At 38.4% G+C, this 16,445-nt stretch carries 13 protein-coding genes; 12 read left to right on the top strand and 1 reads right to left on the bottom strand.

Annotation, left to right across the window (positions count from 1 at the left end; genetic code table 11):
- Positions 1–248 precede the first annotated feature (248 nt).
- Together JNUCC51_RS08130 and prfB are read left to right on the top strand one after the other, a co-directional pair.
- On the top strand, positions 249–794 hold the full coding sequence (locus JNUCC51_RS08130) for a competence protein ComK (protein ID WP_337991562.1): 546 nt from the start codon (positions 249–251) through the stop codon (positions 792–794).
- A gap of 131 nt (positions 795–925) precedes the next feature.
- Positions 926–2,030 (top strand): peptide chain release factor 2 gene (prfB, locus tag JNUCC51_RS08125; protein ID WP_443136978.1). Its coding sequence is split into 2 segments (ribosomal slippage): positions 926–1,000 and positions 1,002–2,030, totalling 1,104 coding nucleotides; the frame shifts between segments, so codons are not numbered across the junction.
- A 60-nt stretch (positions 2,031–2,090) separates the two neighbouring features.
- On the opposite strand, the gene JNUCC51_RS08120 is transcribed toward prfB, so the two are convergent.
- A complete protein-coding gene (locus tag JNUCC51_RS08120; protein WP_337991561.1) occupies positions 2,091–2,600 on the bottom strand; it encodes a competence protein ComK in 510 nt (169 codons plus the stop codon).
- Positions 2,601–2,825: 225 nt separating this feature from the next.
- Between JNUCC51_RS08120 and JNUCC51_RS08115 the strand changes: the two genes are divergently transcribed.
- The 10 genes from JNUCC51_RS08115 (at position 2,826) to JNUCC51_RS08070 (ending at position 16,322) form a co-directional block, all read left to right on the top strand.
- Complete coding sequence (locus JNUCC51_RS08115; RefSeq protein WP_337991560.1) at positions 2,826–3,068, top strand: IDEAL domain-containing protein; 243 nt, start codon at positions 2,826–2,828, stop codon at positions 3,066–3,068.
- Between the two features lie 490 nt (positions 3,069–3,558).
- Positions 3,559–5,538: an excinuclease ABC subunit UvrB gene (uvrB, locus tag JNUCC51_RS08110; protein ID WP_337991559.1), complete on the top strand. Its 1,980-nt coding sequence runs from the start codon at positions 3,559–3,561 to the stop codon at positions 5,536–5,538.
- 7 nt (positions 5,539–5,545) lie between these two features.
- Positions 5,546–8,410 carry an excinuclease ABC subunit UvrA gene (uvrA, locus tag JNUCC51_RS08105; RefSeq protein ID WP_337991558.1) on the top strand — a complete coding sequence of 955 codons (2,865 nt, stop codon included), beginning with the start codon at positions 5,546–5,548 and terminating at the stop codon, positions 8,408–8,410.
- A gap of 503 nt (positions 8,411–8,913) precedes the next feature.
- Positions 8,914–10,107 (top strand): DUF4097 family beta strand repeat-containing protein, encoded by a 1,194-nt coding sequence (locus JNUCC51_RS08100; RefSeq protein WP_337991557.1) that lies wholly within the window; start codon positions 8,914–8,916, stop codon positions 10,105–10,107.
- A gap of 276 nt (positions 10,108–10,383) precedes the next feature.
- A complete protein-coding gene (ftsE, locus tag JNUCC51_RS08095) occupies positions 10,384–11,070 on the top strand; it encodes a cell division ATP-binding protein FtsE (RefSeq protein WP_337991556.1) in 687 nt (228 codons plus the stop codon).
- The gene (gene ftsX, locus JNUCC51_RS08090; RefSeq protein ID WP_337991555.1) at positions 11,060–11,944 is read left to right on the top strand and encodes a permease-like cell division protein FtsX; all 885 of its coding nucleotides are present in this window, start codon (positions 11,060–11,062) and stop codon (positions 11,942–11,944) included. The genes ftsE and ftsX overlap by 11 nt, the downstream gene beginning before the upstream one ends.
- A gap of 68 nt (positions 11,945–12,012) precedes the next feature.
- Positions 12,013–13,332, top strand: a complete 1,320-nt coding sequence (locus JNUCC51_RS08085; protein ID WP_337991554.1) for a murein hydrolase activator EnvC family protein — start codon at positions 12,013–12,015, stop codon at positions 13,330–13,332.
- Between the two features lie 610 nt (positions 13,333–13,942).
- Positions 13,943–14,560: a hypothetical protein gene (locus tag JNUCC51_RS08080; protein WP_337991553.1), complete on the top strand. Its 618-nt coding sequence runs from the start codon at positions 13,943–13,945 to the stop codon at positions 14,558–14,560.
- Between the two features lie 44 nt (positions 14,561–14,604).
- Entirely contained in the window at positions 14,605–15,192 is a 588-nt protein-coding gene (locus JNUCC51_RS08075) for a redoxin domain-containing protein (protein ID WP_337991552.1), read from the top strand.
- Between the two features lie 119 nt (positions 15,193–15,311).
- Complete coding sequence (locus JNUCC51_RS08070; protein ID WP_337991551.1) at positions 15,312–16,322, top strand: coiled-coil domain-containing protein; 1,011 nt, start codon at positions 15,312–15,314, stop codon at positions 16,320–16,322.
- Positions 16,323–16,445: the final 123 nt, after the last annotated feature.

Below are 16,445 nucleotides of genomic sequence, written 5' to 3'. Positions count from 1 at the left end.
TTCAATGAAAAGGGTAATGTCTATAACTTTTTTCTAATTTATTATGGATATATAAATAGTTTGAAAGTTTCGGAAACAGAACCAACTCTTTGAATAAAGGGGGTGATTCATGGGTGGATATAAAAAATCCTCGAGAAAAGGAGTCCTGGTTAGACCTTCTCGAGGAAATTCATTGGAGTATACCAATATATTTATTAGTATACTCCTCTTTACTAGATAAAATAAATAATATTTTAAGGAGGATTGACATGCGTAGTGATGACATTATGAGTAGTAAGACGATGCTGTATATACCGAAGTATGATGCCCATGGTAATTTGTGTACACTTGTAATAGAAAGAGATTACGAATATATATCAAAACTAGCACCGACAAAATTAATGGATTATAATCTACGTTATTTTGGTTCAAGCTTAAGAGGAGCTTTCGATGGATCGAGAATGATACTTGGAAAGCTGAATAAAAATCCAATAGTTGTTCATGAGCAAAGTAATATTGTATGGTTTCCGAGTAAGTCTTATTTACGACGTGAATGTATATGGTTTGCTGTTCATCATATTCAGGACTATCTAGCTGTCGATAAAAAGAATACAAAAGTAATTTTTGTGAACGGCTATGAAACTAATGTGGATCTAAGTGCTAGAGCATTTGAAAACAGAATTCAAAGAGCTTTTTTACTAAAATATAAACTGGAGAAACGAACAAAGAATTTATTAGTTCAATATGATCAAGGTAAAGTATTCAAACGAATGGCCAACGATGTTATCTTTGAGGATGAAGCTGAAAAAGACTGAAACGAATCCTATGTTTTAAAAAAGTATGTTTTCCGCCGTAAAAACGTTATAATAAAGAGATCGGGGCTTTAAAAAATGAAGTATCAGTATTTACAAGTTTGCCCCATTAATAACGTTCGGAGGATTTAATAATGATTGAATTAGCAGATGTACGTAATGCGTTAGACACTTCAGCCAAAAAATTGGCGGACTTTAGGGGGTCTCTTTGACTTAGAAAACAAAGAGGCACGCATTCAGGAATTAGATGAAATGATGCTTGAGCCAGGCTTCTGGGATGATCAGCAAGGCGCACAGGTGATCATTAATGAGAGTAATGGCTTAAAGGCAACTGTTAATGAGTATAAAGATTTATTAGAAACATATGAGAACCTAGATATGACGCTAGAGCTATTGCGCGAAGAGCCTGATGAGGAATTGCAGGAGGAGCTAGGCAATGAATTAGTAGAATTCCAGCAAAAAATGGGCGATTTTGAGCTGCAATTACTATTAAGCGGTCCATACGATCAAAATAATGCGATACTAGAGCTTCACCCAGGAGCAGGTGGTACGGAATCTCAGGACTGGGGCTCAATGCTGCTTCGTATGTACACACGCTGGGCGGAAAAACGTGGCTTTAAAGTTGAAACAGTTGATTATCTTCCAGGCGATGAAGCTGGGATTAAATCTGTAACATTGTCCATTAAGGGTCATAATGCTTACGGTTATTTACAAGCAGAAAAAGGTGTCCATCGTTTAGTACGTATTTCACCGTTTGACTCTTCTGGTCGTCGTCATACATCTTTCGTTTCTTGTGATGTTATGCCTGAATTCGATGATAATATTGAAATTGATATCCGTACAGAGGATTTAAAAATTGATACTTATCGTGCAACAGGTGCAGGTGGTCAGCATATTAATACGACAGATTCAGCTGTTCGTATTACGCACATTCCAACTGGTACTGTCGTACAATGTCAGGCAGAACGTTCACAAATTAAAAACCGTGAAAAAGCAATGACGATGTTAAAAGGTAAACTCTATCAATTAGAGATCGAAAAGCAACAGGCACAGCTAGATGAAATCCGTGGTGAACAGAAGGAAATCGGCTGGGGCTCACAAATTCGTTCATATGTATTCCATCCATATTCAATGGTGAAGGATCATCGTACAAGTGAAGAAACAGGTAATGTAAGTGCGGTGATGGATGGTGATGTAGATCCATTCATTAATGCATATTTACGTTCAAAAATCGGGTAATGAAAGCCCCTCAGATGCACAATGATATTGTGCTTTTGAGGGGATTTTTTATGGTTCAAATCAAAAAGGTGGGTGATATGGAGTGTCTTGGCTAATCTCCTTCCGTTCATTCATGTAATGTTTATAGAGCATCGAAGCATTGACAAATTGCTTGCTAATCGAAGCATATTGAATCGGCATTTCAATCTGTTTATTATTTTTCAATGTAACAATACAGCCCATTTCACTCGGTACAATATTCGAAATGGCGTGAAGTCCGATCCAAATATTGTGGATAGAGTTTGGCGAATATGTTGGTAGAAAAATACAAGGATAACCATAATCATAAGCAACAACGATTGGAAGCTTATGTTGATTGCCGAAAAAGCGTTTGGCGGAATGTCTTGCTGCTTCATAGGTTGTTCCTAGTGAGACACAAGATTTTCGTAATATATGCATTGGTTTCCGTGTGACGGTAAGTTCATTATGCTTATCAATTACCCGTGTAAAAATTTTAGAGTCATACTGAATTGGCTGAAGTAAATAGGTGTTGAAAGACATTATATATCCATTGACGTAGTTTGCTGACATCTATGTAAGCCTCCTTTTTCTATTTGTTATTGAAGTGTAGAACACAAATTCAAATTCAGAAAATATAAATAAAAGAAGAAAACCATTGATGTATCAAGCAATTGCATAGAGGAATTGCTTGAAATTGCATGAGATTAATAGTAAATCGAAGTGATTTTCAGTTCGTAAGCATTGCATTTTAATTTTAATTTTCTTATAATTTAGAAAAGGATCGAGGTGAGATCGTTGGATAAATATTATTCGTATACAGATTTTCTAAAAGCCGTTGGTCAGTCAAAGAAAGTTGATGAGGCAGAGAAATTATTAAACGAGATTTATTTAGATTTATTTTTAAATCATATCCAGCGTAAGCATCGTGAAGAGCAGCTCATGGTTCTGATAGATAGAGCACTCGACGAAAAAGATGAAAAGGCATTTCATCTATACGCAACCGAACTAGTAGCTTTACACCAAGACGCAAGTAAATAATATGACGAACCCGCCCTCTGTTATTGGAGGGTGGGATTTTTTTGCTATTTTATTTGGATACCTCGAATGGTAATCTAATCAGATATTCAATCTACTTGATCAGTTTTCAAACTAAGCTGATCATATCTCCAAACAACCTGATCATTTCTTCAATCAACCTGAGCGATCCTCCCCTTACTTAATCAAATCTCCCTAAAATCTGCTCTTTATTAGACCCTATTTCGATGAGCAATCCATCACCAAACAATGAAATTCCTGCAAAGGTCATGTATTTACATTTTCCCATCTCGATTAGCTAACATTTGGAAAGGGTAATCTATTGATAGAGATGTTTCTATTAATTGCTATAGTACATACGTTCTGTCGAATTCATCTCAAATAGAGCAAATGAAAAAATATTTACAAACATTCGTTCGTTAAATGTTCGAAATTTTAATAGCGCTATGCTAAAATATATGTATCAAATTGGTAGGAAAGGGCGGGGACATGTATGCAAACATTTGATTTACAAGCGCCATATACACCTGGTGGAGATCAGCCACAGGCAATTGCGGAATTAGTGGAGGGTGTACGTGCCGGTAAACGTCATCAAACGTTGCTCGGTGCAACCGGAACAGGAAAAACGTTTACGATTTCTAATGTCATTAAACAGGTAAAAAAACCGACACTTATTATGGCACACAATAAAACATTGGCGGGTCAATTATATAGTGAGTTTAAAGAGTTCTTCCCTAATAATGCAGTTGAATACTTTGTCAGCTACTATGATTACTTCCAGCCAGAGGCATATGTACCGCAGACGGATACTTATATCGAAAAAGATTCAAGCATTAATGATGAAATTGATAAGTTGCGTCACTCTGCAACATCTGCATTATTCGAGCGTGATGATGTCATTATTATTGCATCCGTGTCCTGTATATATGGTCTAGGTTCTCCAGAAGAATATCGTGAAATGGTCGTGTCAGTGCGGACTGGAATGGAAATTGAACGTAATCAATTGCTTCGAAAGCTAGTCGATGTACAGTATGAACGAAATGATGTGAGTTTTACACGTGGGACGTTCCGGGTACGTGGCGATGTAGTGGAAATATTCCCTGCTTCTCGTGATGAGCATTGTATCCGCGTGGAGTTTTTCGGGGACGAGATCGATCGAATTCGCGAGGTGGATGCGTTAACTGGTGAAATATTAGCGGATCGTGATCATGTAGCTATTTTCCCAGCATCCCACTTCGTTACACGAGAAGAAAAAATGCTAAAGGCCATTGAGAATATTGAAAAAGAGTTGGAGGAGCGTTTAGCTCTTTTACGTGCAGAGGATAAATTATTAGAGGCACAGCGTCTAGAGCAACGTACTCGCTACGATTTAGAAATGATGCGTGAAATGGGCTTTTGCTCAGGTATCGAAAACTATTCGCGTCATTTAACATTGCGTGAAGCGGGGGCAACTCCGTATACGCTACTTGACTATTTCCCTGATGATTTTTTACTTGTTGTCGATGAAAGTCACGTTACTTTGCCACAAGTTCGAGGGATGTATAACGGTGACCAAGCACGTAAAGGTGTACTAGTCGAGCATGGATTCCGTTTGCCATCAGCACTAGATAACCGCCCTTTACGTTTTGAAGAATTTGAGAAACATATGCATCAAGCTATTTATGTATCAGCAACACCTGGCCCATATGAGCTTGAACATTCTCCGGAAATGGTGCAGCAAATTATTCGTCCAACAGGGCTGCTTGATCCACAAATTGACGTACGTCCTATTGAAGGGCAAATTGATGATTTAATCGATGAGATTCAAGGTCGTATTGCCCGTGATGAACGAGTCCTAGTTACAACATTGACGAAAAAAATGTCAGAGGATTTATCGGCTTATTTGAAAGAAATGGGCTTAAAGGTGGAGTACTTGCATTCAGAGATTAAGACGCTAGAGCGAATTGAAATTATTCGCGAGCTGCGTAAAGGTACTTACGATGTTCTAATCGGCATTAACTTATTGCGAGAAGGACTAGATATTCCTGAGGTTTCCCTTGTGGCGATTTTAGATGCTGACAAGGAAGGGTTTTTACGTTCAGAGCGTTCACTCATTCAAACAATTGGACGTGCTGCTCGTAATGCTAATGGTCATGTCATTATGTACGCAGATAATATGACGGATTCGATGAAAAAGGCGATTGAAGAAACAAAGCGTCGTCGAACACTGCAAATGGCGTATAACGAAGAGCATGGCATTACACCGAAAACGATTGTGAAGAAAATTCCTGATGTTATTCGTGCGACACAGGTTGCAGAGGAAGAAGAATCCTATGTAACGAAGGCAACAAAAGGTAAGAAGCTGACGAAGGCGGAAAGAGAGCAGTTACTTGCTACTCTAGAAGTAGAAATGAAGGAAGCAGCAAAAGCACTCGATTTCGAACGTGCTGCTGAGCTGCGCGATACAATATTTGAATTGAAGTTAGAAGGGTGAATGGCTTGTGAAAAATACTGAAATAGTCGTGCAAGGCGCACGAGCTCATAATTTAAAAAATATCAATGTCACAATTCCACGCGATCAATTAGTCGTGCTAACGGGTTTATCGGGCTCAGGGAAATCATCATTAGCGTTCGATACGATTTATGCCGAGGGGCAGCGTCGTTATGTAGAATCCCTTTCAGCCTATGCCCGTCAATTCCTTGGTCAAATGGATAAACCAGATGTCGATGCAATAGAGGGATTATCTCCTGCTATTTCAATCGATCAAAAAACGACGAGCCGTAACCCGCGTTCTACAGTTGGGACAGTAACGGAAATCTATGATTATTTACGATTGCTCTATGCGCGTATCGGTAAGCCTATTTGTCCGAATCATGGTATTGAAATTACTTCCCAAACGATTGAGCAGATGGTCGATCGTTTATTAACTTATCCAGAAAGAACGAAAATGCAGTTACTTGCTCCGATGGTATCCGGGCGTAAAGGAACGCACGTAAAGCTACTGGAAGATTTAAAAAAGCAAGGCTTCGTTCGTGTACGTATCGACGATGAGCTACGTGATTTAGATGATGCGATTGAACTTGATAAAAACAAAAAACATTCAATAGAAGTAGTCATCGATCGTGTTGTGATGAAGGAAGGTGTCGCGGCACGTCTTAGTGATTCTTTAGAGACAGCGTTACGTTTGGCAGATGGGCGTGTACTTGTCGATGTGATGGAGCATGAAGAATTATTATTTAGTGAGCATCATGCTTGTCCATTATGTGGATTTTCAATCGGTGAGCTCGAGCCACGCATGTTTTCATTCAATAGTCCATTTGGAGCTTGTCCTAGCTGTGATGGATTAGGCTCGACCCAAGAGGTAGATCTTGATTTAGTAGTACCAGATTGGGACCGTAGTTTATTAGAGCATGCTATAGCACCATGGGAACCAACAAGCTCTCAATATTACCCACAATTATTAAAGGCTGTGTGCGATCATTATGATATCCCGATGGACGTCCCAGTAAAGGATATTCCGAAAGAGAAGATGGATAAAATTTTATACGGTTCAGGTAAAGATAAAATCCACTTCCATTATGAAAATGAGTTTGGCAATGTGCGAGATCAAATGATTGAATTCGAAGGTGTTGTACGCAATGTGGAGCGCCGTTTTAAGGAGACAACGTCTGATTACGTGCGTGAGCAAATGGAAAAATATATGGCGCAGCAAGCATGTCCATCTTGTAAAGGTTATCGCTTAAAGCCTGAAACATTAGCTGTAAAACTAGCAGATAAGCATATTGGTGAAGTTACACAGTATTCGATTCAGGAAGCTGATACATTTTTCAAAGAGCTAGATTTATCAGAAAAGGATATGAAAATTGCTCGACTTGTGTTACGTGAAATTGAAGAACGACTTGGGTTCCTTGTCAATGTAGGGTTAGATTATTTAACGTTAAGTCGAGCAGCAGGAACACTTTCAGGGGGAGAAGCTCAACGAATTCGCCTTGCGACACAAATCGGCTCGCGTTTAACGGGTGTCCTCTATATTTTAGACGAGCCATCAATCGGCTTACACCAACGTGATAATGACCGTCTTATTAGTACACTGCAAAATATGCGTGATATTGGCAATACGTTAATTGTTGTCGAGCACGATGAAGATACAATGCTGGCGGCTGATTATCTCATTGATGTTGGTCCTGGTGCAGGTGTGCACGGTGGTCAAATTGTAGCGGCGGGAACACCGCAGGAAGTAATGGACAATGAAAAGTCTTTAACGGGGCAATATTTAAGTGGTAAGAAGTTTATTCCATTGCCAATTGAGCGCCGTAAACCGAATGGGCGTAAATTATCGATCAAAGGTGCAAAGGAAAATAATCTTAGAAATGTGAAGGTTGATGTACCACTTGGCTTATTCGTTGCTGTAACAGGTGTTTCGGGGTCAGGTAAATCAACACTTATTAATGAAATTTTATATAAGTCATTAGCTCAAAAGCTTAATCGTTCAAAAGTGAAGCCGGGCGAACATAAAGAAGTAACGGGGATTGATGAGCTCGAAAAGGTAATTGATATTGACCAATCACCAATCGGTCGTACACCTCGCTCTAATCCTGCAACGTATACAGGTGTTTTTGATGATATTCGAGATGTTTTTGCAACTACAAATGAAGCGAAGGTACGTGGCTATAAAAAAGGTCGCTTCAGCTTCAACGTTAAGGGAGGCCGCTGTGAGGCTTGTCGTGGTGACGGTATTATAAAAATTGAAATGCACTTCCTACCAGATGTTTACGTGCCATGTGAAGTCTGCCATGGAAAGCGTTATAACCGTGAAACACTTGAAGTGAAATATAAAGATAAGAGCATTGCAGATATTTTAGATATGACGATTGAAAACGCAGTAGTGTTCTTCGAAAATATTCCAAAAATCCAACGTAAGCTACAAACGATCGTGGATGTAGGATTAGGCTATATGAAATTAGGCCAACCAGCTACAACTTTATCTGGTGGTGAGGCACAGCGTGTAAAATTAGCCTCTGAATTACACCGTCGTTCAACAGGTAAATCATTCTATATTTTAGATGAGCCTACAACGGGCTTACACGCACATGATATTGCACGTTTACTCGTTGTTTTACAGCGCCTTGTAGAAAATGGCGATTCCGTACTAGTAATCGAACATAATTTAGATGTCATCAAAACAGCTGACTACATTATCGATTTAGGGCCTGAAGGTGGAGACAAAGGTGGTACTATTGTTGCAACAGGTACACCAGAAGAAGTCGCTGAAGTAAGTGGCTCTTATACAGGAAAATATTTAAAACCGATATTAACAAGAGATCGCATGCGTATGGAAGCTGTATTAGCAAAGGCTTCTCAATAATTATAAAAAGTTCGCAAACTCCATAAGGGGAGTTGCGAACTTTTTTTGTATGCACGAAGGCAGATGTCGATAAAAATCGGAAGTTGGGTGATAAAAGTCGAAGGTTTATCGATAAAATTCAAAAGTTGGGCGATAATACTTAAAAGTGTTTCGATAAAATTCAAAAGTTGGATGATAGTACGTTAAAGCGTATGTCATGTGGATATGTTGATTGGAGTGGAGGGTGGGCGACTCCTTGGGGATTAGCGTCACAGATGAGACCCTGGAGCGAGCAGAGCGAGTGAAGCGGCTCATCGGACGCCCCCAGGAAGCTTTGCTCTGTGCGAAAGCGTAGTGTTAACGTAGCGGCAGCAACAAAGCGCTCAGCCGGAACGGAAATCAACCCCACGCTATTGGTAATGAGCCTAAAAAAGATATATACCCATTATTTTCTTTTTTGGTGAAACTTTTCACAATATGAATCGTATAAATAATATAACGAACTGAGGGAGGCTATTTTAATTATGCAAAATGAACGTCAACGAATTTTAGAACTTGTGGAAAGAGGAACAATTTCAGCGCAAGAGGCGATTACATTATTAGAAGCATTAGAACAACCTACTAAGTCCACTCAAAATGTTATGAATGATGTGGTAAATGAGGACCATAATTCTTCAACAGAAAAAGAGTCAGTATATAAAGATAAAAGTCAACAGGATCAACAACCGCAAAAAGATGAAGATGTCTCTAAATACTTCCAAGAAGAAATGCGAGACTTCCGTAAAGATATTTCACAAATTGGTTCACTCTTTATGGATATGATGAATACGGCAGTAAAAAAGGTCAAAGAATTTGATGTGTCTTCTCCATTTGGTGATAAATTCGAGTTTACACATACGGAAGAAGTAGCAGCTGAACATATAGATAAAATAATTGCAGAATTACCAAATGGCAACTTTTCATTAGAATCTGCTGAAGGAGATAGCTTCCAAGTCATTTGCAAAGTAAAGGCACCACTTGTTAATGATAGTGAGGAAGAAACGCGCGCTAATTTCCTAATGCAATTCGTTGTCGATGAAGATGGAGATTCACTACGAATTTTAAGTCAACTTAAGCTTGTTCAAGTAAATGTTAAAGTACTTGTTCCAAAGGATAAATTAGAAAAATTATCAGTACGTTTAATGAACGGTAGTGTTACTTTACAAGATACGGATTTTGAGCAATTAAAAGTAAAAACATTAAACGGTGCGATTAAAGGCTCAAAGTTTAACTTTGGAAAGGCAGAAGTAGATTCTTCTAATGGTTCCATTGAATTAACAAATGTTCGTGGTAAAGATTTAGAAGCTGAAACATTGAATGGTCGTGTTTATTTAGATGGCGCATTGGATGAAGTTGAAGCAAAATCGGTTAATGGACATGTTGTTGTCACAACTTGTTCTACTAATTCGTCGAAAATCAAAGCACAAACAGTAGCAGGAGCTGTTGAATTGTATGTGCCACGTACAATATCGTTAAGTGGTAAAATTGTAACGAATTTTGGTAAAGTGGATGTTGGTATTCAAGACGCCTCAAAATTAGAATCACAGGATCAATTTTTATCAAAAGTAGTACGTTTTGATAAAGAAGTAGAGAATGCTAATCGTCTATTTATCGAAGGTGAGTCAAAAACAGGTGCAGTTTTAGTACGCTATACAACAACTGACGAACAGCAAGTTTAACCTAACAAAAAGCATTCAGGCTATGCAAAACAGCATAGCTTGAATGCTTTTTTACTGTTTAAAAAAAGAAGAAAAGCAAAAATCGACTTTCCGCTATTTGGCTCGATTTCTGTTCTCTTATATGTCGAGTTTATGATATCTTTATGGCAATCAAATAACGAAATAACAGGAACTACCACGGAATGAAATGAAACTGTAATAAAAAAGGGAGAAATAGAGTGTTATAATAGAGAATGAAATACCTCTTACAAAGTAAGAGAATTAGGTGGTCTAATTATGATAGAAATGAAAAATGTGACAAAGAAGTACCCAAATGGCGTTGTTGCGACAAATGGGATTTCCGTTAACATAAAGCAAGGTGAATTTGTCTATGTTGTAGGTCCAAGTGGTGCAGGTAAATCAACTTTCATTAAATTAATGTACCGCGAGGAGAAAGCTACTTCTGGAGAAATCACTGTTAATGGCATAAATTTAGCAGAATTAAAAAATAAAAAAGTACCTTTTCTACGCCGTCAAATCGGTGTTGTTTTCCAAGACTTCAAACTGTTACCCCGTTTAAGTGTTTATGAAAATGTAGCGTTTGCACTAGAGGTAATCGAGGAAGACCCAATTGAAATTCGCCGTCGGGTAATGGAGGTTCTAGAGCTCGTGGGACTAAAGCAAAAGGCAAGAATGTTCCCTAATGAACTTTCAGGTGGCGAACAGCAGCGTGTTTCGATTGCACGATCTATTGTGAATGTGCCGAAGGTCGTTATTGCGGATGAACCTACAGGGAATCTTGACCCAGAGACATCTTGGGACATTATGAATTTATTCGAAGAAATTAATGCAAGAGGTACAACTATTGTGATGGCAACCCATAACCGTGAAATCGTAAATACGATTCGTCGTCGAGTAATTGCAATTGAAGGCGGAATGATTGTCCGTGATGAGCACGGAGGTGACTACGGCTATGAAGTTTAATACAGTAAAACGTCACTTCAGAGAAAGTGTAAAGTCTCTTGGCCGTAATAGCTGGATGACTATTGCCTCAGTAAGTGCAGTTACAGTTACATTAATATTAGTAGGTGTCTTCGCGCTTATTATGATGAACTTAAATAAAGTAGCATCTGATTTAGAGAACGATGTTGAAATTAAAGTGTTAATCGATGAAACAGCAGATAAAGCTGCTGAAAAAGCGCTCATGGAAAAAATAAAGAATTTACCAGGTATCGAAGAGATGAACTATTCGACAAAGGAAAATGAATTAACGAAATTAGTAAAAGATTTTGGGGACGATTTCAAACTATTTGAGCAAAGTAATCCATTACGTAATGTTATTTATGTGAAGGCTTCTGATCCTCAGCAAACAGCTACTGTTGCTAAAAATATTGATAAATTTAATTATACATATGACGTTATGTATGGTGAAGGCAAAGTAGAAAAACTATTTAATTTCTTAAATACTAGCCGAAACGTAGGGATAGTGCTTATTTTAGGATTATTATTTACAGCGATTTTCTTAATTTCTAATACGATTCGAATTACTATCATTGCACGTCGTGATGAAATAGAAATTATGAAACTTGTTGGAGCAACGAATTCATTCGTGCGTATCCCGTTTGTACTAGAAGGAATGTGGCTCGGAATTTTAGGATCTATAATTCCGATTGCGGTCATCGCAACCCTTTACCACAATGTATATAAAATTATTGCGCCTCGATTAAAAGGCGAACTTGTTCAAGTACTTGATTTCTCACCTCTTGTGTACCAAGTAAGCGGTCTAATATTACTCATCGGTGTACTAATTGGTATTTGGGGAAGTTTCATGTCAGTGCGTAAGTTTTTAAAGATCTAGATTTCGTTAGGCTTCTGTTAGCAGAATGATAATCAAACCAAAATAATAGTCGAAAAGGAGTTCAACCGGTGAAAAGTATGGCGAAAAACTCATTGAAAACACTTGCTGCAGCATCTGCACTATTTCTTTTTATCCAAACTCCATCAGCGTATGCAACTAATTTATCGGATTTAAAAGATGAAAAAAAACAAGTTGAATTAAAGAAGGATGGCTTAAATTCATCCATCAAAAATAAATCAAATGCTATTAATGCAAATGAAAACAAGCAACAAAAAATAATAGATCAAATTCAAACATTAAATGCTGAAATTGATAAAACGAATAGCAATATCAATAATGTAAGAGCAGAAATTCAATCTACAAATGCAGAAATAAAGTCTTTAAAAGATGACATAGCAAAACTTATGCACAAAATTGAAGAGCGTGATCTATTGTTAGAGGATCGTGCTCGTGCCATTCAGGCGGGTGGTTCCGTTAGCTATTTAGACGTGCTACTTAGTTCTAATAGCTTCGTAGATTTTATCGATCGATTCTCAGCTGTTAATGCATTACTTGAAGCGGATCGACAAATTATCCAGGATCAAAAAGAGGACAAGCAAAAATTAGAAGAACAAAAGCAAGTCTTAGAAAGTAAACGTCAAAAGCTTGAAGATAAAAAAGCTGAGCTTGATCGTTTAAAAGCATCATTGGATGGACAAAAAGCTGAGAAAAACAAATTAATTGATCAATTAGAAAAAGAACAAGAAAAGCTAAAATCAGAAAAAGTATTACTTGAGAAAGAGTATTCTGAGGCACTTGAAGTTAGTGAGGAATTACAACAAAAAATCATCCATGAACAAAATCGATTAGCTGAAATTGCTCGTCAACAAGAAGCAAAACGTAAGGCAGCCGCTGCTGCCGCAGCCAAAGCAGCTAATACAAGCAATAGTGGTGGCGGATCTGGATCTGGATCTACAACAGTCGATGCCCCACAATCGAATGGTACATGGATTAAGCCAACAAATGGTCGTTTAACATCACCTTATGGCTGGCGTAATATTGGTGCAGGTCCAGAATTCCACTATGGAGTCGATCTTGCAAATAGTACAGGTACTCCAATTTGGGCGGCTGCTGACGGTGTTGTTGCCTATGCCGCACCACTTAGCACGTATGGTAATGTTGTCATCATTACACATTCCATCGACGGGCAAATTTATACGACAGTGTATGCACACTTAAATTCTTTCAATGTTAGTGTGGGTTCAGAGGTATCCCAAGGTCAGCAAATTGCAACAATGGGTATGACTGGACGTGTAACAGGACCGCACTTACACTTCGAAGTGCATATTGGCGCTTGGCGTGGACAAGCAGTCGGTAGTGTAAATCCATTAAAATATATTCCAGTATAAAATTATAGAAAGCTATACATTAGGATTCCGCTAATGTATAGCTTTTTTTTATTTCCATTAAGCTTTTATAATATTGATTGGGTACCGACACATTAAGATGAAAGCGAAAGTTCGACCTTCTGCCGAAAAAAATATTTAGTCAAGATTACTTTATGTCAATAAATAGAGGAAGATTGGCAAGCGGTCAGCGCGAAATGTTGTAATAATAAAGGCATATAAAAAAGGCAAAGTGATGGATAGAATCATCGGAACGGTGGATAGAACCTGCGAAGTGATGGATAGAATCATCGAAAAGGTGGATAGAACCTCATTAAGTTCATGAATGTAGGAGCGGTCTGAATAACATTTAAGAAAGTATCATAATATACTCATCTCTAGAACCTGGAACATGAATTTTTTTAGCCGATGAATTATTTGGAAGACTTTTTCCTAGTATGCCATCATTTTATGTAATATATTTGTAGTATGAATACCTATATGGGTATTTCGATAGAATTGTTTATAAGAGTCTATCTTTGCATGTTTCAGGGAGATTTTTTGAACACAGTGTGAAATGACATTTCATATAAAGATTATATGCTATGCTGTAACTATCTGGAGGATTTATTAGATGAATAATACAGAATGGTACTCTATTCGGGCACTAACATTACCAGCTACAGCTGTCGCTCTTCTTGTGGCCTTTTTTATTGCATGGCTAGTTTTACGGGTGCAATTTCCGAAGAAGTGGGCGGGGGTATATGGTGACGCAGTCTTTACCTTCATTGTCGTTTGGAAATTTAGCGTAATTGTCACTGATTTTAAAGCTGTTATCGCTCAACCATTTGCGCTCCTTTATTTTAATGGTGGAACTATTGGTGTTTTTTTAGGGGTAATGGCAGTATCGCTACAGCTCTGGTGGAAGCGGCAAAAAATTCAGTTTGACGCATCTGGGATTGCTGCCTATAGCTGGGCAATCATATTAACGCAATCGATCTATCAATGGCTTGTAGTGTTACTAAATGATAACCAAACCACTAGCGAAGTGATAACTTTACTTGTGCTAAGTACACTAACAGTCTTCATATTATGGAAAATAACAACTACCAATCGGGCTTTAATTTTATATACGATTGGTCTTATAATTGTTGCCCTTTTTCAGCCACATGGTTTATGGCAACCGGCTGTAGGTGTGAGCGTCATATTACTTATATTAGGTATAGTGATTCAACGTGCTAGACGTATATAAATGAAATTAATTAAAAGAAAGTATAAATTAATGGGAGGTAAGGAATGAAAAAAAATATTGGGCTTCTTATCGTCGTGTTACTAGTAGCCGCGATGATTGGTACATATGTAAAACAGCAAATTGATAAAGATCGTGAAATTGAAACAACTTCTCTAGGAAAAGAAATGGATGAGCGAAAGATTGGTTTGAAAAATGGAGATACGCCACCGGATTTTACTTTAACAAGTTTGGATGGTAAGGATGTGACATTGAGTGAGCTTCGTGGAAAAAAAGTAGTGTTAAACTTTTGGGCAACATGGTGTCCACCGTGTAAGGCAGAAATGCCACATATGCAAAATTATTATGAACAATATGCAAAAAAAGATAATGTAGAAATAATAGCTGTCAATTTAACACAGGCTGAACGAGATATTACAGATGACGCAAAAGTAGATTCTGTAATGACGTTTAGAGATAGCTTCGATTTAACATTTCCTATTTTACTTGACCCAAAAAACTCAGCCGGCGAAGACTATCAAATCTTAACGATTCCTACAACTTACTTTATTGACTCCAATGGATATATTCAACGTGCTATTAAAGGGCCAATGAATGTGGAAATGTTAAAACAATATGTAGAGGCATTAGACTAATAAAATAAATTAAAGAATCTGCTCGTTTTTTTATAGAAACGGAGCAGATTTTTTCTTTGTTTAAAAAGCGCGAACGATTCGTGAATGAATACCCGCGGTAGTGAGGCAAATACTCGCGATTGACGATAGAATACTCGCGGAAGGAAAGCAAATACTCGCGATTGACGATAGAATACTCGCGGAAGGAAAGCAAATACTCGCGATTGACGATAGAATACTCGCGGAAGGAAAGCAAATACTCGCGATTGACGATAGAATACTCGCGGAAGGAAGGCGGATACTCGCGATTGACGATAGAATACTCGCGGAAGGAAAGCAAATACTCGCGATTGACGATGGAATACTCGCGGAGGGAAGGCAGATACTCGCGATTAGCGATAGAATATTCGTGGAGGGAAAGCAAATACTCGCGATTGACGATGGAATACTCGCGGAGGGAAAGCAGATACTCGCGATTGAAGATAGAATACTCGCGGAAGGAAAGCAAATACTCGCGATTGGCGATAGAATACTCGCGGAAGGAAGGCAGATACTCGCGATTGACGATAGAATACTCGCGGAAGGAAAGCAAATACTCGCGATTGACGATAGAATACTCGCGGAAGGAAAGCAAATACTCGCGATTGGCGATAGAATACTCGCGGAAGGAAGGCAAATACACGCGATTGGCGATAGAATACTCGCGGAAGGAAAGCAAATACTCGCGATTGACGATAGAATACTCGCGGAAGGAAGGCAGATACTCGCGATTGAAGATAGAATACTCGCGGAAGGGAGGGAGATACTCGCGATTGACGATAGAATACTCGCGGAAGGAAAGCAAATACTCGCGATTGACGATGGAATACTCGCGGAAGGAAGGCAGATACTCGCGATTAGCAATAGAATACTCGCGGAGGGAAAGCAAATACACGCGATTAGCAATAGAATACTCGCGGAGGGAAAGCAAATACACGCGATTGGCGATAGAATACTCGCGGAAGGAAGGCAGATACTCGCGATTGACGATAGAATACTCGCGGAAGGAAGGCGGATACTCGCGATTGGCGATAGAATACTCGCGGAAGGAAGGCAAATACTCGCGATTGACGATAGAATACTCGCGGAAGGAAGGCTACTACCCGCGATAGAAAATAAATACCCACATTACGCAATAGAATACTCTCGAAACAAATATCATAGTATTCAACAAATTATTTTGAAAATTAATCTTGTATGTTTGAAAAATAAACTTCATACAGTAGAAGAGACGG

Origin of the sequence: Lysinibacillus sp. JNUCC 51 (assembly GCF_015999525.1) — a bacterium.
Taxonomy (GTDB): domain Bacteria; phylum Bacillota; class Bacilli; order Bacillales_A; family Planococcaceae; genus Lysinibacillus; species Lysinibacillus xylanilyticus.
This window is presented reverse-complemented; position numbering and strand designations above follow the sequence as displayed.